General features: G+C 63.8%; 16 protein-coding genes. 6 read left to right on the top strand and 10 right to left on the bottom strand.

Annotation, left to right across the window (positions count from 1 at the left end; translation table 11 throughout):
- Position 1 precedes the first annotated feature (1 nt).
- Entirely contained in the window at positions 2-1,075 is a 1,074-nt protein-coding gene (locus tag FFS37_RS09810) for an ABC transporter ATP-binding protein (protein WP_137930905.1), read from the top strand.
- Here the strand turns inward: FFS37_RS09810 and FFS37_RS09815 are convergent.
- The 5 genes from FFS37_RS09815 to FFS37_RS09835 form a co-directional block, all read right to left on the bottom strand.
- Positions 1,039-2,349, bottom strand: a complete 1,311-nt coding sequence (locus FFS37_RS09815; protein WP_232375611.1) for a flavin monoamine oxidase family protein — start codon at positions 2,347-2,349, stop codon at positions 1,039-1,041. The two genes, FFS37_RS09810 and FFS37_RS09815, sit on opposite strands and share 37 nt — an antisense overlap.
- Positions 2,346-3,422: an extracellular solute-binding protein gene (locus FFS37_RS09820; protein ID WP_137930747.1), complete on the bottom strand. Its 1,077-nt coding sequence runs from the start codon at positions 3,420-3,422 to the stop codon at positions 2,346-2,348. The genes FFS37_RS09815 and FFS37_RS09820 overlap by 4 nt, the downstream gene beginning before the upstream one ends.
- A gap of 106 nt (positions 3,423-3,528) precedes the next feature.
- Positions 3,529-4,611, bottom strand: coding sequence for an ABC transporter substrate-binding protein (locus tag FFS37_RS09825; protein ID WP_137930748.1), 1,083 nt, complete (start codon positions 4,609-4,611; stop codon positions 3,529-3,531).
- 48 nt (positions 4,612-4,659) lie between these two features.
- Positions 4,660-5,343, bottom strand: coding sequence for a transcriptional regulator BetI (betI, locus tag FFS37_RS09830; protein WP_137930749.1), 684 nt, complete (start codon positions 5,341-5,343; stop codon positions 4,660-4,662).
- Positions 5,344-5,349: 6 nt separating this feature from the next.
- The gene (locus FFS37_RS09835) at positions 5,350-6,144 is read right to left on the bottom strand and encodes a class I SAM-dependent methyltransferase (RefSeq protein ID WP_137930750.1); all 795 of its coding nucleotides are present in this window, start codon (positions 6,142-6,144) and stop codon (positions 5,350-5,352) included.
- A 255-nt stretch (positions 6,145-6,399) separates the two neighbouring features.
- On the opposite strand from FFS37_RS09835, the gene FFS37_RS09840 reads away from it, so the two are divergent.
- The 4 genes from FFS37_RS09840 to FFS37_RS09860 all read left to right on the top strand — a co-directional run bounded on the left by FFS37_RS09840 (position 6,400) and on the right by FFS37_RS09860 (position 11,266).
- Positions 6,400-8,019, top strand: a complete 1,620-nt coding sequence (locus FFS37_RS09840; RefSeq protein ID WP_137930751.1) for a phytoene desaturase family protein — start codon at positions 6,400-6,402, stop codon at positions 8,017-8,019.
- Positions 8,006-9,568, top strand: coding sequence for a phytoene desaturase family protein (locus tag FFS37_RS09845; protein WP_137930752.1), 1,563 nt, complete (start codon positions 8,006-8,008; stop codon positions 9,566-9,568). The genes FFS37_RS09840 and FFS37_RS09845 overlap by 14 nt, the downstream gene beginning before the upstream one ends.
- 211 nt (positions 9,569-9,779) lie before the next feature.
- On the top strand, positions 9,780-11,000 hold the full coding sequence (locus FFS37_RS09855) for an aminomethyltransferase family protein (RefSeq protein ID WP_137930753.1): 1,221 nt from the start codon (positions 9,780-9,782) through the stop codon (positions 10,998-11,000).
- 2 nt (positions 11,001-11,002) lie between these two features.
- A complete protein-coding gene (locus FFS37_RS09860; protein ID WP_137930754.1) occupies positions 11,003-11,266 on the top strand; it encodes a hypothetical protein in 264 nt (87 codons plus the stop codon).
- 7 nt (positions 11,267-11,273) lie between these two features.
- On the opposite strand, the gene FFS37_RS09865 is transcribed toward FFS37_RS09860, so the two are convergent.
- The 4 genes from FFS37_RS09865 to FFS37_RS09880 form a co-directional block, all read right to left on the bottom strand.
- Positions 11,274-12,332, bottom strand: a complete 1,059-nt coding sequence (locus FFS37_RS09865) for a dipeptidase (RefSeq protein WP_137930755.1) — start codon at positions 12,330-12,332, stop codon at positions 11,274-11,276.
- Between the two features lie 161 nt (positions 12,333-12,493).
- Positions 12,494-12,793: a GNAT family N-acetyltransferase gene (locus FFS37_RS09870; protein ID WP_137930756.1), complete on the bottom strand. Its 300-nt coding sequence runs from the start codon at positions 12,791-12,793 to the stop codon at positions 12,494-12,496.
- Between the two features lie 2 nt (positions 12,794-12,795).
- Entirely contained in the window at positions 12,796-13,416 is a 621-nt protein-coding gene (locus tag FFS37_RS09875) for an alpha/beta hydrolase (protein WP_137930757.1), read from the bottom strand.
- A gap of 4 nt (positions 13,417-13,420) precedes the next feature.
- Positions 13,421-14,353, bottom strand: a complete 933-nt coding sequence (locus tag FFS37_RS09880) for a VOC family protein (protein ID WP_137930758.1) — start codon at positions 14,351-14,353, stop codon at positions 13,421-13,423.
- Between the two features lie 223 nt (positions 14,354-14,576).
- Between FFS37_RS09880 and FFS37_RS09885 the strand changes: the two genes are divergently transcribed.
- A complete protein-coding gene (locus tag FFS37_RS09885) occupies positions 14,577-16,142 on the top strand; it encodes an alkaline phosphatase family protein (protein WP_137930759.1) in 1,566 nt (521 codons plus the stop codon).
- A 22-nt stretch (positions 16,143-16,164) separates the two neighbouring features.
- Here the strand turns inward: FFS37_RS09885 and FFS37_RS09890 are convergent, their stop codons facing one another.
- A complete protein-coding gene (locus FFS37_RS09890; protein ID WP_137930760.1) occupies positions 16,165-17,475 on the bottom strand; it encodes a PRC-barrel domain-containing protein in 1,311 nt (436 codons plus the stop codon).
- Between the last annotated feature and the right edge of the window lie 213 nt (positions 17,476-17,688).

The raw sequence follows: 17,688 nt of genomic DNA on the forward strand, positions 1-17,688 counted from the left end.
GATGATCGAGATCCGCGACGTCACCCGCAGCTACGGTGCGTTCAAGGCGCTGGACGATGCCTCCTTGACCATAAGGGAAGGCGAATTCTTCTCGCTGCTCGGCCCCTCCGGCTGCGGCAAGACCACGCTTCTGCGCATGATTGCCGGCTTCGACAATCCGACCAGTGGCTCGATCGCGGTCGGCGGCCAGCCGATGGAGGGCATTCCGGCCAATCGCCGCCCGACCAACATGGTGTTCCAGAGCTATGCGATCTTCCCGCATCTCAATGTCGAGCAGAACGTCGCCTACGGGCTGAAGCGGCTGAAGCTGCAGGGCGCGGAGGAAAAGCGTCGCGTCGAGGAGGCGCTGGCGCAGGTCTCGCTCACCGGTCTCGGCAAGCGCCGGGCAACCGAACTCTCGGGCGGCCAGCGACACCGCGTGGCGCTCGCCCGCGCCCTGGTGATGCGGCCCAAGGTGCTGCTGCTCGACGAACCGCTATCGGCTCTGGACAAGAAGCTGCGCGAGCAGATGCAGGTCGAGCTGCGCCGCTTGCAACAGGCGGTCGGCATCACCTTCGTTCTGGTCACGCACGACCAGTACGAGGCGCTCGCCATGTCCGACCGCATCGCCGTGATGTTCGGCGGCAGGATCGCGCAGGTCGCGTCGCCCAAGGAGATCTACCAGCGGCCGGTCAACCGGCAGGTCGCCGACTTCCTCGGCGGCATGAATTTCGTCAAGGCCGAGATCGTCGAGGAGAGCGGCGCCTCGCTGGTCGTCGACACGCTCGGCTTCGGCCGCGTCAGGACCGACAAGCCCAAGGCCTTCGTGCGCAATGGCGGCGGCGCGACGCTTGGTATCCGGCCCGAACGGCTGCGTGTCCTGTGGGACAATGCGACGGCGAAATTCGAGGTCGCCGGCAAGGTGGTCGAGCGCCACTATTTCGGCGAGATCACCCATCTGATCGTCGAAATTCCCGGCCTGGAGAAGCCGCTCTCGGTCACCGAGACCAATGATTTCGGCGCCGACGACATTCCGGTCGGCACCCCGATCCGCCTCGCCTATGATCCGGAAGCCCTGGTGGCGATGGCAGACTGAACAGCGGCGATGATCTTGCGCGCCGCGATACGCCCGGCGACGATCGCGCCTTCGACATAGCCCGGGAATGACGGCGACACTTCCGACGAGGCGAAATGCAGCCGCGGCGCGCCGGCGAGAATTGTGCGCTCGGCATCCTTCGCCGTCACATCGACAATGAGGTCGCTGTAGGCGCCGCCACTCCAACGGTCCCCTATCCAGTCGCGCGAACTGAAATCGATGACATCTCCGGCATCCGGGCCAAGGGCGTCCTGCAATCGTGCCGTCACTTCCGCGCGAAGTGCCACCTCACTCAGCGCCCGCCAGCGCAGCGCCAGCGGGCCGCCGATGAAGACGACGAGCGCGGCATGCTCCGCGTCCTTGCTGGCGTCGCAGGCAAACAGCCCCGGCAGGTCGCGCCACATCACCATGCCGCTCAGATCGCGGCCGCGCCAGAACGGCTTGGGATAGCGCACCAGGATCTTGATCACCGCACCGCTTTCCCAGACGCCAAGCGCCTTGGCCAGCGGCTCCGGCAGGCCGGGAGCGAAATCGAGCTTGGCCGCCGTTGCCGGCGGCAGGCCGATCAGCACCTCACGCGCTTCGATGGCGCGCTTGGCCGAGACGACGAGGACACCTTGCGGCCCATGCTCGATGCGTGTGACCGGCTCATTCAGCCGCACCCGGTCGCCGAGATCGCCAGCCAGGTCGTCGGCCAGAGACAGCATGGTCTCATGCAGGAAATACTGCAGTTCCGGCACGTCGTTGGTGATGCGGCGGTCGTTGTCGATCAGGTACCAGAGCGGCACCCTGTCCATCGGCAGGCACCACAGGCCCTCGATCATCGAACGGAAAGCCGTCTTGGCATCGGCAGGATCATGCTGGCTTTCGAGCCAGGTGGCGGCGCTCATACCGGCAATCGCCGGGTCGTCAGGTTCGATCCTGTTCATGCGCTCGCGGATCGCCATCGCGCCATGGTAGGTCCGTTCGGCCTGCATGACCGACATGGACGGATGGGTGATGAAATCGCCGTCGACATAGGTCTCGACCAGCCTCTTGCCGCGTGCCTCCACCAGCGCCATCAGCTGCGGCATGTCCTCGCAGAGAAACTGGCCGCCACTGTCGATGTGCTCGCCAAGTCCGTTGTTTCTTGCTTCGACGCGCCCGCCGACGCGGTCGCGCGCCTCGAGCAGCACGAAATCGACACCGGCCTTCTTCATCTCGAGCGCAGCCGACAGGCCGGTAAATCCGGCGCCGACTATGACGACTGCGGTTCTATCGGTCTTGTCGTTCAATAGCCGGCCTTGATCTTCTCGAATTCGTCGACCATCCGCTTTTTCAGCTCCGGCGCCACCGGCTGCTGGAACAGGGTCTTGTCGAGGAACTTGTCGATGTCGTCGAAGCCTCGCTCCGCCAGCACCTTGTGATCGACGGAAGCCATGCCGGCGCTGTTGCCGTGGCCGTAGCCGAATGTCGTGACCATGTACTTCGAAATATCAGGCGCGTTGACCGCACTCAGGAAATCATAGGCCTGATCGAGCTTGCCGGGCGCATCCTTCATCAGCACATAGCCGCACACCCAGGTCGACATGCCTTCCTTGGTATCGCGGTTCATGGCCACGGGAACCCCCTGCCCGCTCATCGCGATCAAGGTCTGGCCCCATCCCCAGGCAAGGTCGACTTCATTGCCGGAAAAGGCCTGGTCGATGTCGCTGGAATCGGTCCAGTAGAGCCGGACATTCTTGTGCACCTGGCGCAGGAAGTCGGACGCCTCCTTGAATTGCGCGTCCGTCATCTTGGTCCAGTCCTTGAGGCCGATGACCAGGCTTGCCAGCGCATAGGCGTCATCGACATTGTCGCCGATGGTGACGCGGCCCTTGAATTTCGGATCGGCCAGGATCCTGAGCGATTTCGCCTCGTCGGCCGTAACATTGTCCGTACGGTAAAGCAGCGCCGTGTTGCCCCAGTCGAACGGCATGAACCAGGCCTTGCCATCCTCGGTGGTGGTGAGGTTCTTCATGCCCATGATGCCGGGATTGAGGTCCTTCCAGCCGGCGATGCGACTGGTGTCGAGCGGTTGCAGCATGCCCGCGTCGCGCCATTTCGACACGCTTTGCGAACAGGGATGCGCGATATCGGCCTTGAACCCGGCCCGCATCTTCTCGAAGGCCTCGTCCTCGTCGCCGAAGAAGGCGAAGGTCGGCTCGGCGCCATTCTTGGCGGTGTAGGCAGGGTGCAGCAGCGGATCTTCATACCCGGACCAGTCGAACACGACGAGGTCGCCGCCGCCTTCCGCGAAGGCATAGACCGCACCCGCACCGATGATGCAGGTGGCAGCAAGGGCAAGGCGGCGAAGCATGGAATTCATGGCGCGAAAACTCCCCCATCGCAAAAGATGTCGGGAGCAAGGTTAGGCAAATTCGAACGCTTTGGCGAGCCCGTCCGCGGACGCGGGCGGGCTCGCCGGCGCAGACTCAATAGCCGGCCTTGATCTTCTCGAACTCGGCGATCATCTTCAATTTGAGATCGGACGGCAGCGGCGACTGGAACAGCGTCTTGTCGACGAATTTCTGCACGTCGTCATAGCCCTTTTCCTTCAGGATCGCCTGGTCGACGCCGGCCATGCCCTTCGCATTGGCCTGACCGTAGCCCCAATCCTTGACCAGCACCTTGGCGGTCTCTGGATCGTTGATGGCGTTCAGATAGTCGTAGGCCTTGTCGACATTGCCGGGCGCGTCCTTGAACAGGACGTAGCCGCAGACCCAGGTCGAGATGCCTTCCGCCGTGTCCTTCTTGGACTTGATCGGCACACCCGCCTTGACGGACTGCACAGTCGCATCATTCCAGGCCCAGGCGAGGTCGACCTCACCGCCGGAGAGCAGCTGGACGATGTCGGTGGTGTCGGTCCAGTAGGAGCGGACATTCTTGTGCACCTGGCGCAGGAAGTCAGACGCCTGCTTGAACTGGTCATCCGTCATCTTGGTCCAGTCCTTCAGACCGATGGCAAGCGCCGCCAGCGCATAGGCGTCGTCGACATTGTCACCGATGGACACCCGCCCCTTGTACTTCGGATCGGCGAACGCTTTGAGCGACTGCACGTCCTTTTCGTCGATCTTGGAGGAATTGTAGGTGAGCTGCGTATTGCCCCAGTCCCAGGGCATGAACCACGCCTTGCCGTCATCGGTCGTGGCGAGATTCTTCATCGCCATGATGCCGGGATTGAGGTCTTTCCAGCCTGTTATCTTCGAGGTGTCGAGCGGTTGCAGCAGCCCGGCTTCGCGCCACTTCGTCACGCTCTGGGAACAGGGGTGGCCGAGATCGGCCTTGAAGCCGGAGCGCACCTTTTCGAAGGCTTCGTCCTCGTCGCCGAAGAAGGCGAAGGTCGGCGAATCGCCGTTCTTCTCGACATATTTCGGATGGAAGCTGGGGTCTTCATAGCCGGACCAATCGAACACGATCAGGTCCTTGTCGGCGGCGACGGCGAACGCTGTCACCGAAGCGGCGAGCGCGCCGCCAAGCGCCAATGTCAATGTCAGGCGTCGGCTGAGTTTTTTCATGTCGTTCCATCCTCTTTTGGTTTTGCCGGTCTTGCTGGCCGGCTGTTGCTAACTAAAGTGGTTTGGGAAGGCAGCGGCCAGGAAGGCATTCGCCGCCTGCAGCGCCGTTTCGCGGGTGGTGTCTTCGGTCCCCATCATCAGCCGCAGCCACAGCCCTTCCAGCATTGCCGACAGCGCCAGCGCCATCGCCTGGGGATCATAGGCATAGGAGCCGCTTTGCTTGAGCGTTGTGCATAGGTCGATGAAGACCTGCTGGTAGTAATTGTCGCGCGAGCTGCTCAGTGCCTGGTAGGTCGGCCGCGACTTGGCCTCCCCCCAGAAGGCGAGCCAGGCGGCGAGCTTGCGCTTGTTGCAGATCGAGCGGTCGAAATCGGCCCATACCAGCTGCTGCAGCTGCCGTGCCGGGTCGTCGCCTGCCTTCTGCAGGGCAGCGCGCCAATGCGCTGAGTACTCGTCATACATATGCTGCAGCGTCGCGATCAGCAGCTTTTCCTTGCTCTCGAAATGGAAGTTCACAATGCCTCGCGACAGCCCCGCGCCATCGGCGACATCGGCCATCGTCGTCTCGGCGTAGCCGCGCTTGGCCAGTGAATCGATCGTCGCCTCGATCAGTTGCAGCTGACGGACCTCCTTCGAAGCCTTGCGGCCGCGCTTCTCGGCATCGCCCTTGCGCGTCGTTTCAGCAACGTCCCTGGCTTCCGCTGTCTTCATGGGTGTGACGGTCTCCAGCATTGCCGGCTATCCAACCGGCTTCCAACCGCGCAGATGAGTGGGACGGTGCTCGCCACTGTCAAGCACCTTCTGCATGGCTTCCCAGGTTCGGATGTTCTTGTCGACATAGGCGGCGCCGACAACCGCCGCGACCGGCGCATAGAGTGGTCCTTTCAGCCTCTGCAACTCGCCACGCGCCACCTCGCGGTACCAGGGATTGCGGTCCCTGAGGCTCACGTCGGCAAAGCCGGCCTTGGTCATCGCCTGCGCATAGCGCGCGGGCGAGGCCATGGCGAAGGACAGCCCCTCCGCGGCGACATAGGCCTTCATCTCGGATGACGGTTCGCCGTCATGCCCAATCATCCAGTTGGAGGCGGCAAAGACGCCGCCCGGCTTCAGCACCCGGAAGATCTCCGCGAACAGCGCATCCTTGTCGGGCACATGCAGGAGCGCGTCCTTGGAGAAGACGACATCGAAGGAACGATCCATGAAAGGCAACGGCCCCGGTGGTCCCTGGATGAAGCTGGCCCTTTGTCCCAGCCCACGCGCCGCGGCGCGCCGGCTGGCCGCCTCGATCACCGGGTGTTCGACATCAAAGCCGGTGGCGCGGGCAGCGCCATGGCGCTCGACCAGATGCAGCGCGATCCCGCCGGAGCCACAGCCGATGTCGAGGATCGTCTTGCCCTCGAGCGAAAGGCCCTCAACCACCCGGTCGACTTCTTCGGGCCCGCCCGGCGACAGGTAGCCATCGCCCCACAGCGCCTCGAGGAAGCGGATGGCGGTGTCATCATACTCCGGCTCGGTATCTGCCGTTTCGATCATCGGGCTCCGGCTCCGTCAGCCGATTTCATCAATTTCGAATGCCGGCAAAGCGTACCCCATGCCGGGGAAAACGCAACATAGTTTGTTGAACATTCATTCAGTATGGCTGGACAGAACGGCTGATATCGTGCCAAATTCCGCATATTCGGGAACAGATCACGCAAAAATGAACAGCGGGTCGCACAGAGCAATCCCAGGAAAAGTGTGAGCGGTTTTCCGTCCGGGATTGCGTAGAAACAAAGAGACTGGGCCAACATGAAAGCTTGGGACGCGATCATCATCGGCGGCGGGCACAACGGCCTGGTCAACGCCTGCTACCTGCAACGCGCCGGGCTGGACGTGCTGGTGGTGGAGAAGAACGGATGGGTTGGCGGCGCGGCCACCAGCCGCGAACTGACACCGGGCTTTCTCTACTCCAACTGCTCCTATGTCTGCTCGCTGTTTCGCCCTGAGATCATGCGCGATCTCGAACTGCCGCGCTTCGGCCTGCAGGTCATTTCCTATGAAGGCGGCGCGGTGTTCACCCGTGACGGCGACTACCTCGCCAATTACCGCGACCACGACGCGCACCGGCGCGAGTTCGCCCGCTTCTCGAAGCGCGACGCCGAAGCCTATGACCGCTACGCCCGCGACGTCACCCGGCAGTGCCGCTTCATCCAGCCGCTGTTGATGCGCACCGCGCCGGACCCGACCAGCTTCAAGCCGCGCGATCTCGGCGAACTGCTCTATCTCGGCAAGAAATTCGCCGGCCTCTCGACGGAAGAGATGGCGCTGACGCTGCGCTTCTGGACGATGTCGATATCGGAATTCCTCGACGAATATTTCGAGACCGATGTCATCAAGGCGAATTTCGCGCTCTCCGGCATCATCGGCACGGCGCTCGGGCCGATGTCGCCCGGCACCGCCTACGTGCTGTTGCACCACTATATGGGCGAGGTCGACGGCTCGGTCGGCGCCTGGGGTTATGCGCGTGGCGGCATGGGCGCGGTGACCAAGGCGCTGGCCGCGTCCTTCAAGGCGTCGGGCGGCACGATCCGGACCGGGGCCGAGGTCGACCATGTGATGGTGAGCCGAGGCAAGGCCAGGGGTGTGGTGCTGGCCGGCGGCGAGGAGATCTACGGCAAGCTGGTCGTCTCCAATGCCGACGTGAAGCGCACCTTCCTAAAGCTGGTGGAAGAAAAGGAACTGCCCGAAATCTTCCTGCGCCGGGTTAAGAACTTCAAGATTCGCGGCTCCTCCGGCAAGGTCAACATCGCGCTCGATTCGCTGCCGGAATTTCCGGCTCTGCCGAAGGACTCGCCGGTCTATCGCGGCGACATGCATTTCACCGATTCCATGGAGCGCATGGAGCGCGCCTATGATGACTGGAAGGCCGGGCGCTGGTCGGCCGACCCGTTCCTCGACATGGTCATCCCGACGACGCTCGACCCGACCATGGCGCCGCCGGGCAAGCACTTCATGAGTTGCTTCGTGCAATACGCGCCACCCAAGGTGGATGGCCGCGAATGGACCGACGCCGATCGGGATGGCTTCGCCGAAAGCGTGATTTCGCAGATATCGGATTACTCGCCCGGCTTCCGCGACCGCATCGTCCATATGGAGGTGCGCACGCCGCGCGAGATCGAGGCGGAGGTCGGCCTCACCGAAGGCAACATCTTCCAGGGCGAACTGACCTTCGACCAATTGCTGTTCAACCGCCCTGTACCGGGCTACGCGCAGTACCGCTCGCCGGTCGGCGGGCTCTATATGTGCGGCTCCTCGACCCATCCCGGCGGCGGCGTCATGGGTGCTCCGGGCCGCAATGCCGCGGCTGAAATCCTGCGCGATCTCGCCAAGTCCACCTCGCATATGAGCCCGGCCCATGACGTCATTTGATGCAATCGTCATTGGCGGCGGCCATAACGGCCTCGTGGCGGCCGCCACGCTGGCCAAGGCCGGCCGCAAGGTCGTGGTGCTGGAGGCTGGGGCCGAACTCGGCGGCGCCGCACGCACCGAGGAATTCGCCCCGGGCTTTCGCGTCTCGGCCGTCGCCCATCTCCTGAACCGTCTGCATCCCGATGTGGTCAAAACGCTGGGGCTGGAGAAACACGGACTGCAATTTGCCCGTGCTGATTTCCTGCCCTCCGTCGCCCTGTCGCGAGACGGCCCGCTGGTCCTGCATGGCGCCTATGGCGAGGTGCTGACCGGCGCTGCCTCATCCGAACAAATGGCCTGGAAGGACTTGCGCGCGCAACTGCTGCGTTATGCCGGCATATTGAAGCCGTTCCTGTCGCGGCGCCCGCCCGATCTCGCCAGCATGTCGTTCAAGGAGACGGCGGCGCTCGGCCAGGCGGCGCTTTCGCTGAAAAAACTCGGCAAGGAGGACATGCGCGACTTCCTGCGCGTGCTGTTGATGAACGTCGCCGACCTGCTCGACGAGCAGCTTACCGACGACAGGCTGAAGGGGCTGCTTGCCTTCGACGCCACGCTCGGCAGCCATCTCGGCCCGCGTTCGCCGACCTCGCTGCTCGGCCTCTATTACAGGCTGGCTGGCGAGACCGGCGGAGCCGCCGGCGCTCAGATGCTGCCGAAGGGCGGCATGGGTGCGGTCGTCGCGGCAATCCGCGCCGCAGCCGAACAGGCCGGCGTTGCCATCCGTGCATCGGCTCCAGTCGCGAAGATCATCATCGAAAAGGGCCGGGCCGTCGGCGTCGCCCTCGACACCGGCGAAGAATTGCGCGCCAGGGCTGTTGTCTCGGCCATCAATCCGGCGACCACCTTCCTCGACCTTGTCGGGCCACGCGAGATCGACACCGGCTTCGTGCGCAAGGTGAAAAACATCCGCATGAAGGGCGATGCCGCCAAGCTCCATCTGGCGCTCGACCGGCCGCCGCAATTCGCCGGCGTCGATGCAGCCGGCCACAAGGGCCGGCTGGTGATCGCCCCCTCGCCAGATCACGTCGAGCGCGCCTTCAACCCGTCGAAATACGGCGAATTCTCGCCTGAGCCGGTGATGGAAATCACGCTGCCCAGCCTCGCCGATCCCTCACTCGCGCCCGACGGCGCCTGCGTGCTGTCGGCGGTGGTGCAGTACGCGCCCTATCGATTGAAAGGGGGATGGGATGCCGGCAAGCCGAAATTCCTCAAGGCGGTCATGGCGCAACTGGAAGCCTACGCGCCCGGTATCGGCAAAAGCGTCGTCCATGCCGAACTGCTGACGCCGGCCGATATCGAGGCGCGCTACCGCATGCCGGGCGGCCACTGGCACCATGGCGAGTTGCAGGCCGACCAGATGCTGATCTCGCGGCCTGTCTCCGGCTGGTCCGGCTACGACACGCCGGTCGACGGATTGTTTCTGGCCGGCGCCGGTTCGCATCCCGGCGGCGGTGTTTCGGGCGCGCCGGGGTTGAATGCCGCGCGGCGCATCATTGCGATGAAGGGGTGAGCATGATTTTGCAATTCGCCAAAGCCGCGCTCTACGGCGCCCCCCTCTGTCCTGCCGGCCATCTCCCCCACTTGGGGGGAGATCAGCAGCTCGATTTGTCGGCGCCTCTCCTGCAACGTTGGCGATTGGCGAAAGCCGCGATGACATCCAATCTCCCCCCAAGTGGGGGAGATGTCCGGCAGGACAGAGGGGGGCGCGAAGGAACGCTGTCATGAACCATCAACCCACTGCACGCACCCTCGCCCAATCCCACTTCCGCACGCTGCGCCTCGGCACGCCGTTCCAGCCGCGCCTCGACGCGCTGGCGAAGACGCAGGACTGGTACAACTGGGCCGGCTACCGCGCCCCGCATTCCTTGTGGGACGAGGAGCTCGAATATTTCGCCATCCGCAGCCAGGCGGCTGTGTTCGACATCTCGCCGATGACCAAATACCGGATCGAAGGCCCGGATGCCGAGGCCTTCCTCGACCGTGTCACCTTGCGCGATGTGACCAGGCTGAAACCGGGGCGCGTCCACTACACAGCATGGTGCGACGATGAAGGCTTCGTCCTCGACGACGGCACGCTGTTCCGGCTCTCACCAACGCGCTTTCGCTTGTGCTCCCAGGAGCGGCATCTGCCATGGCTGCTCGACAGCGCCATCGGCTACGAGGTGAGCGTCGAGGAAGAAACCGAGGCGGTCGCGGGTCTGGCGCTACAAGGACCGACCTCCTTCGCCGTGCTGCGCGATGCCGGCTTCTCCGGCGTCGAGAAACTCAAGGTCTTCGATCTCGCCGATTTCCCGCATGATGGCACATCGATCACCATCTCGCGCACCGGCTTCACCGGGGATCTCGGCTACGAACTGTTCGTGCCGGCAGACAAGGCACTCGGCCTGTGGGACCGGCTGATGGCGGCAGGCGAACGGCGCGGCATCCGGGCCATAGGCTACACCGCGCTCAACCGCGCCCGGCTGGAGGCCGGGCTGATCGTGGCCAATGCCGATTTCACCACCGCCGAACACGCCATCCGCGCCGACCGTTTGCGCATGCCCGACGAAATCGGGCTCGGCTTCATGGTCGACCTGGAAAAGGGCCATTTCAACGGCCGCCGCGCCATTCTGGAAGCGCGCGCCAGACGCAAGCTGCGCCATGTGCTGGTCGGGCTGGAGATCGAAGGCAACATCCCGGCAGAGCACGCCATCGTCTATCACAAGAAGAGCCAGGAGGTCGGCCTGGTCAGCGCCGCCATGTGGTCTCCCATGGCCAAGCGCAACGTCGCCATCGCCTCGCTGACAAGGCCATATGGTGATACGATCGTCGACGACCTCTGGGTCGAGATCTACGCCATGCGCGAATTGCAGTACCAGAAGCTGATGAAACGGGCCAAGGTGGTGGCGCGTCCTTTCATCAAGCTCGACCGCCGCACCGCCAATCCGCCGGCGGATTTCTGATCATGGCCGGCGACGCCGACAGACAGGGTGATGACGCGGAAGCCGCCGAGCAGTGGGAATTGGTCAACACACCACTCGGCGAAAAATGGTCGGGCCGGGCGCGTTATGCCGCCGCCATGTTCTTCTACAAGCGCGACGAGATGAGTGCCGAGACGCTGGAGGTCTACCGCATCTGCTCCCGGCTCGATTCGGAAAACCCGCTGCCGATCATCCGCGACCGTGGCGTCGGCAAGGACTGGCTGAAACGCATGGGCTACGACCAGTAGCGTTGGCTCAGCCGATCGTCTTCTCCAGCATGCCCAGCCAGTTGCGGTAGGCGATCTTCTCGATCAAGGCGCGCCCGAAACCGCGCGCGGCCAGCGCATCGATCAGCTTGGGCAGGCCGGCGACGTCGCCGATGACCGCCGGGATCATGGCGCCGTCGAAATCCGAACCCAGGCCGACCCCGTCCTCACCCAACGCCTGCAGCAGCGAATCGACATGGCGAATCATGATGTCGAGGCTGGTGTCGGCATTCATGCGGCCGTCCTCGCGCAGGAAGCCGGTGGCGAAGTTCAGCCCGACCATGCCGCCGGATTCGCGGATCGCGCCGAGCTGCCAGTCGGTGAGGTTGCGCGAATGGCCGCAGATCGCATGCACGTTTGAGTGCGTGGCAACCAGCGGGGCATCGCTAAGCGCGGCCACGTCGCGAAAACCCTTCTCGTTGAGATGCGAGAGGTCGATCATGATTTTCAACTGGTTGCAGGCCTTGACCAGCGCCTTGCCGGCATCGGTCAGGCCAGGCCCGGTGTCCGGCGTGGACGGAAACCGGAACGGAACGCCGTGACCGAAAGCGTTCGGTCGGCTCCAGACGATGCCGAGCGAACGCAGGCCTGCCGCATGCAGCACGTCGAGCATGGTCAGTTCGGGATCGATCGCCTCGACCCCTTCGATGTGGAACACAGCCGCGATCGTGCCTTGCGCCATGGCTTTGTGCACATCGCCGGCGCTGCGGCAGACCGCGAGCGCCCCGGCCCGTTCCAACCGAAACAGGATGGAGGCCATCGCCACCGTCGAGTTGAGCGCATCGGCGCGCGGCACCTCGGGCGGCAATGGCTCGCTGTCGCTGGGCGCCAAGGGTACGGCGCTGCGCCTGGCCTTTTCGACCGGCGGTGGGAAGATGGCGAACATGCCGCCGGCGAAGCCGCCGGCCTTGGCGCGCGGCAGGTCGATATGGCCGCCCGATTTCCCATCGATGAACAGCTTTTCCACGTCCTTGTCTTTCGACTGATAGAGACGCAGCAGCGTATCGTTGTGTCCGTCGAAGACGGGGACGAGGTCGGTTTCGGTCATCGGGGGGTCATTCAGTTCGTTTGTCGGCGCGGCGATATATCATATCTAGGCAAGATGCGCCGCCGGGGCAAATTACAATGCCGGCCGACAGCGGGGGACTTCCTCTTTATCCCCCGCTGTCGCCTGTAGACTGAAGGCCGTAACCCGATACTCATTCGCTCCTATTGCTTCAGCACGTCGGCCCACTCGGGATGGCGGCGGAACTGGGCGTTGGCGAACGGGCAAAGCGGGATGATCTTCTTGCCGGCCGCACGGGCGTCCTCGACGGCGCGGGTCACCAGCCGAAGACCGGCACCCTGGCCGCGAAAGACATCGGACACTTCCGTGTGGTCGATGATCAGCTGATGCTCGCCGATTTTCGTGAAAGTCATCTCCGCTTCGGCGCCGCCGGGTCCACGCAGGACGTAGCGGCCCTTGGAGCCACGATCTTCCAGTTCGATCTCAGGCAGTTGGTCAGGCATCGCTAGGCTCCTTGTACGGCGCCGGCGAACAGCCGCCGCGCCGCTTCGATTTCGTTCGGCCGCACCTCGTGCCCGCCTTCGTGCCATTCCACTGTGACATCGGCGCCGTCGGCACGCAAATAGGCTTCGAGCCGCGTAGTCAGGTTGGGCGGACAGATCGGATCGCGCCTGCCTGCGGTCAGCAGGATGTGGCGTCCGGCGAGGCTGCCTTTCACCTTGGGCTCGAACGGGATCAGCGGATGCATCAGCACCGCCGCGTCGAAGAGGTCGGGAGCCTCGAACACCAGCGCCGCCAGTATGTTGGCGCCGTTGGAATAGCCGAGCCCGTAGACCGCCGACGGCTTGGCCGCCGCGACATGGGCCTTGACGAAGCCGGCCATCTTGCCCGTGGCCCGTGCGAGGTCGTCCATGTCGTAGACGCCCTCGCCAGTACGGCGGAAGAAGCGTGCCGCACCGTGTTCGGAAACATCGCCGCGCGGCGAGATAATGGTGGCCTCAGGCACGAGATCGCGCCCGAGCGAGACCAGCTGGTTCTCATCACCGCCAGTGCCATGGAAGACCAAGACCAGCGGGCCGCCCGGCGAACCGGGCAGCACTTTGTGGATGTAGGCGTCCTTGCTCATCGTCTCAGCCTTCCAATTTCTGCAGCTGCTGTTCGAGATAGGGCCTCAGATGCTGATGCTGTGTCGGCAGCTTCAGCGCCTCGCCCAGATGCGCGGTATCTTCGTCGCGATCGAAACCGGGTTCGTTGGTGGCGACCTCGAACAGCACGCCGCCCGGCGTCCGGAAGTAGATCGCCCAGAAATAGTCGCGGTCGATCACCGGCGTCACGCCGTAGCCCGTATCGATCAGTGCCTTGCGCACTTCGAGCTGCCGGGCACGGTTTTCCACGGCGAAGGCGACATGGTGGACCGAACCGGCGCCGAGATCGGCGAAGGGTGCGCTCGGCAGCGATTCGATATCGACGACATCGGCGCCATTGCCGTTCTTAACGGCAAGCCGCCTGATATTTCCGGACCTGTCGACTTCCTCGTAGCCCATGAACTTCAACAGTTCCTCGGTGGCGCCGCCATCCTTCAGCCGCAGCGACACCGAGTGGAAGCCGCGGATCGCCTCGTCGGCGGGAACGCCGCCCTTCAGCCAGGGCGCGCGGCCATCGGCCTTGTCCTCGACGAGCGCGAAGCCGTCGCCGTCGGGCCCGGCGAATTTGAGCCGTTTCTCGCCAAAGCTCTCGTCGCGCGAGACATCCTTCACGCCTTCGTCGGCGAAGCGTTTTTCCCAATAGGCGAGCGTGCCTTCTGGCACCGAATAGACTGTTGTGCCGACCTCGCCGACGCCGCGCCGGCCCTTGCCGATGTTGGGGAACGGAAAATAGGTCATCACCGAACCCGGCGTGCCGGCCTCATCGCCATAGTAGAGATGGTAGACATCGGGAGCGTCGAAATTGACTGTTTTCTTGACCCGGCGAAGGCCGAGCTTGCGGGTGAAGAAATCATTGTTCTGCCGGGCATCGCCGGCCATGGAGGTCACGTGATGCAGGCCCTTGATCTGGTCGAGCATGGTCTTGCTCCTTCCCTTGTGTTGGTGCGGCCCTCGCCGCTGTCCACGCCAATATGAGGACACCGCCGGCGGCGGCAAAGGCGGCAAACACAGAATGGACTGTGCTTTAAAAGTGAACAATGAAAGGATATTTGTTCACCAATTGCAGATGCGGATGATCTTGCGCCGTTGCTGGAAATCGGTTCCATGAGCGCATTCGAACATGCATCGAAAGGTCTCGCGAGTGACAGGCAAAGCCAGGCGCCCCAACGTTCTCCTGATCACCTGCGACCAGTGGCGCGGCGATTGCCTTTCCGCGGCCGGCCATCCCGTTGTGAAGACACCGAATGCCGACGCGCTCGCCGCGGAGGGCGTGCTGTTCAAGCGCCATTATGGCGGCGCCGCACCATGCTCGCCGGCTCGCGCCTGCCTCTACACCGGCCTCTACCAGATGAACAACCGGGTCTGCCGCAACGGCACGCCGCTCGACGCCAGGCACGGCAACATCGCACTCTCGGCCCGCGCGCTGGGCTACGATCCGACGCTGTTTGGCTATACCGACGTGTCGCTCGACCCGCGCCGGCTTGCGCCCGCCGATCCGCGGCTGCGCAGCTATGAAGGCGTTCTTCCTGGCTTCACCACGCGTCAGCTGCTGCCCGAGCATCAGAAGCAATGGCTCTCCTGGCTGAAGCAGCAAGGCGTCGACACCGGCGCCGGATTTCCAGACATCCATCGTCCCGTCGGCGACACGGACGGGGCGGTCAGCGAAGCACCGCCCGTCTATTCGAAAGACCAGACGCCGACCGCCTTCCTTGCTGGCGAATTCATCCGCTGGCTGGGCGAGCAGGAGCAGGCCGCGCCATGGTTTGCGCATCTGTCCTTCATCAGCCCGCATCCTCCCTTCATCGTCCCGGAGCCGTACAACACGTCATACGATCCGGCCGACGGTCCCGCCTTTCACCGCGCCGAAAGTTGGCGGGCCGAGGCTCAGGGCCACCCCTATGTCGCTTATGATCTGGGCAAGCAGAAACGCGCGAAATTCCGCGTCGGCGCCGAAGGCAAGGTGCACGACTGGAGCGAGGACGATTTCCGCCGCATAAGGGCAATCTACTACGGCATGATCTCGGAGGTCGACGCACAGCTCGGCCTGATATGGCAGGCCGTCAAGGCGTCCGGCGGCTGGGACGACACCGTGATCGTGCTTACGTCGGACCATGCCGAGATGATGGGCGACCATTTCATGCTGGGCAAGGGTGGCTACTTTGACGGCAGCTACCACATCCCGCTGATCATCCGCGATCCGCGGCACAGCAAGGCCGCTGGCAGCAGCGTCGACCGCTTTACCGAAGCCGTCGACATCCTGCCCACGCTCATCGACCTTTTGGGAGCGCCTCCAGAGCCGCATCTCGACGGCTGCTCGCTAAGACCCTTCCTTAGCGGCGGCGTACCCGCCGCCTGGCGCGACGCCGCGCATTGGGAGTTCGACTTCCGTTCGATCTCGGGTGGCGAACCCGAGCAGCACTTCGGCATCGCCTCGCGCCAGTGCAACCTCGCCGTGATCCGCACGAAGAAGTTCAAATACGTCCATTTCGGCGGCCGCCTGCCGCCCTTGCTTTTCGACCTGGAAAACGACCCGGGCGAACTGAAGAATCTCGCCGGCAGTCCCGCTTATCTTTCCACTCGGCTGGAACTCGCCGAACGTCTGCTCGCCTGGCGCGCCGAACATCTCGACCAATCGCTGGCGCTGGCGGAATTGACGGAAAATGGCGTGGCCGGACATGTGAGCAAGGTGGCAGGCGGCAGGGAGTAGGAGCTCCCTACTCCCTACTCCCTCACCGCAGAATCATCCGCTGCTGGTCGCGCTTCTCGGCGTAGCTGCCCTTGTCGTAGGCGGGCTGCGCTTCGAGCTGCTCCTTGGTGAAGGTGGTGTAGAGGTATTTCTTGCCGTCCTTGTCGGTCATGAATTTCAGATTATCCATGCCGACCGCCACTTCCTTCGCGCCTATGCCGAGAAACCCGCCGACATCGACGATGACCGCATCGGTCTTTTTGTCCGGCGTCAGCACGACATCGCCGATCGCTCCGACCTTCGCGTCATTGGCGCCGTAGACCGTGGTGCCCTTAAGGTCGTCGGCCCTGATTTCGCCCATCGGCATGGCGGTCAGCGTCGACTTGTCGATAGCGGCGGTCTGCGTCTGGTCCGGAGCCGAGGCATCCGGGTTCGCCGCGGCAGGCGCTTCCGCCGTCTTGTCCGCCGGAGCAGTGGCGGGTGCGGCCGGAGTCGTTGCCGCCGGTTCGTTGGAAGCGGTGGTCGCGGGTGTCGGATCATAGGCCTTGCGGTTGAAATCCGGCTGCGCCTGCAGTTCCTCCTTTGTCGTCTGCGCCACCAGCCAGCGATCGCCGTTCTTCTCGGCCCACTGCGCCTTGTCGAACTCGTAGGTGACATTCTTGGCGCCAAGGCCCAGGAACCCGCCCACGCCGATTACCAGCGACTCGGCCTTGCCTTCCTTGGTCAGCACGATGTCGTTGACGCTGCCGATGTTCTGGGCGTCGTCACCCGTGCCGTTGTAGACGGTCTCGCCGATGATATTGGTGGCAAGATTACCGTCGGCGCGTTTGACCGGCTCGGCGGGCGCAGCGGCAGGAGCCTGCGCTGTGTCCGTGGCTGCGGGAGCCGTTGGTGCCGCCGCGTCTGTCGAAGCAGGAGCAGGCGCCGGGCCATACGGCTTGCTGTCGAATTCCGGCTGCGCGGTCAATTCGTCCTTGGTGGTCTGGGCGACCAGCCAGCGGTCGCCGTTCTTCTCGGCCCATTGCAGCTTGTCGTAGTCGAATGCGACATTCTTCGCACCGACACCCAGGAAGCCGCCGACGCCGATGATCACGGACTTGGCCTGCCCGTCCTTGTCGAAGACCACGTCGCTGACCTTGCCGATGTTCTCGGCCTTGTCATCGGTGCCGTTGTAGACGGATTCCCCGATGATGTTGGTGACGATACTGCCCTCGGCTTTCGGCACCGATACACTTGCCGCCGGCGCTTCAACCGCTGGAGCGGTCGAGGGGGCCTCAGTGGCGTTCTGTGCATGGGCGGCACCAGTAACGATGAGCGTTGCAAGCGCGGTCGTGGCCAAAAGATTGCGGATCATGGTGTTGTCTCCTCGTGGTGATCTCATGCACGCCCGTACTGGGATTTGGCCTCCGTCCGGAGACCGGACCGGCGTGCGCTACGAATTCACAACGTCGTGACCAGACCGTTGTTCCGACAAAAAACCAGCCGGATGAACAGTCGGGAGTACACGGCTCGGTTGCGCCCGGGCGCGTGCCTGCACGTTAATTTCGCCACGCGGGAAGGAACCTTT

Origin of the sequence: Mesorhizobium comanense (assembly GCF_005503535.1) — a bacterium.
In the GTDB taxonomy this organism is placed as follows: Bacteria; Pseudomonadota; Alphaproteobacteria; order Rhizobiales; family Rhizobiaceae; genus Mesorhizobium; species Mesorhizobium comanense.

What these genes read in the sequence shown, in the direction of transcription:
- FFS37_RS09840 (WP_137930751.1), top strand. Translation starts at nt 6,400, where the DNA reads ATGAAAGCTTGGGACGCGATCATCATCGGCGGCGGGCACAACGGCCTG.
- FFS37_RS09820 (WP_137930747.1), bottom strand. Translation starts at nt 3,422, where the DNA reads ATGAATTCCATGCTTCGCCGCCTTGCCCTTGCTGCCACCTGCATCATC.
- FFS37_RS09860 (WP_137930754.1), top strand. Translation starts at nt 11,003, where the DNA reads ATGGCCGGCGACGCCGACAGACAGGGTGATGACGCGGAAGCCGCCGAG.
- FFS37_RS09870 (WP_137930756.1), bottom strand. Translation starts at nt 12,793, where the DNA reads ATGCCTGACCAACTGCCTGAGATCGAACTGGAAGATCGTGGCTCCAAG.
- betI (WP_137930749.1), bottom strand. Translation starts at nt 5,343, where the DNA reads ATGCTGGAGACCGTCACACCCATGAAGACAGCGGAAGCCAGGGACGTT.
- FFS37_RS09825 (WP_137930748.1), bottom strand. Translation starts at nt 4,611, where the DNA reads ATGAAAAAACTCAGCCGACGCCTGACATTGACATTGGCGCTTGGCGGC.
- FFS37_RS09865 (WP_137930755.1), bottom strand. Translation starts at nt 12,332, where the DNA reads ATGACCGAAACCGACCTCGTCCCCGTCTTCGACGGACACAACGATACG.
- FFS37_RS09890 (WP_137930760.1), bottom strand. Translation starts at nt 17,475, where the DNA reads ATGATCCGCAATCTTTTGGCCACGACCGCGCTTGCAACGCTCATCGTT.
- FFS37_RS09855 (WP_137930753.1), top strand. Translation starts at nt 9,780, where the DNA reads ATGAACCATCAACCCACTGCACGCACCCTCGCCCAATCCCACTTCCGC.
- FFS37_RS09845 (WP_137930752.1), top strand. Translation starts at nt 8,006, where the DNA reads ATGACGTCATTTGATGCAATCGTCATTGGCGGCGGCCATAACGGCCTC.
- FFS37_RS09880 (WP_137930758.1), bottom strand. Translation starts at nt 14,353, where the DNA reads ATGCTCGACCAGATCAAGGGCCTGCATCACGTGACCTCCATGGCCGGC.
- FFS37_RS09875 (WP_137930757.1), bottom strand. Translation starts at nt 13,416, where the DNA reads ATGAGCAAGGACGCCTACATCCACAAAGTGCTGCCCGGTTCGCCGGGC.
- FFS37_RS09835 (WP_137930750.1), bottom strand. Translation starts at nt 6,144, where the DNA reads ATGATCGAAACGGCAGATACCGAGCCGGAGTATGATGACACCGCCATC.
- FFS37_RS09810 (WP_137930905.1), top strand. Translation starts at nt 2, where the DNA reads ATGATCGAGATCCGCGACGTCACCCGCAGCTACGGTGCGTTCAAGGCG.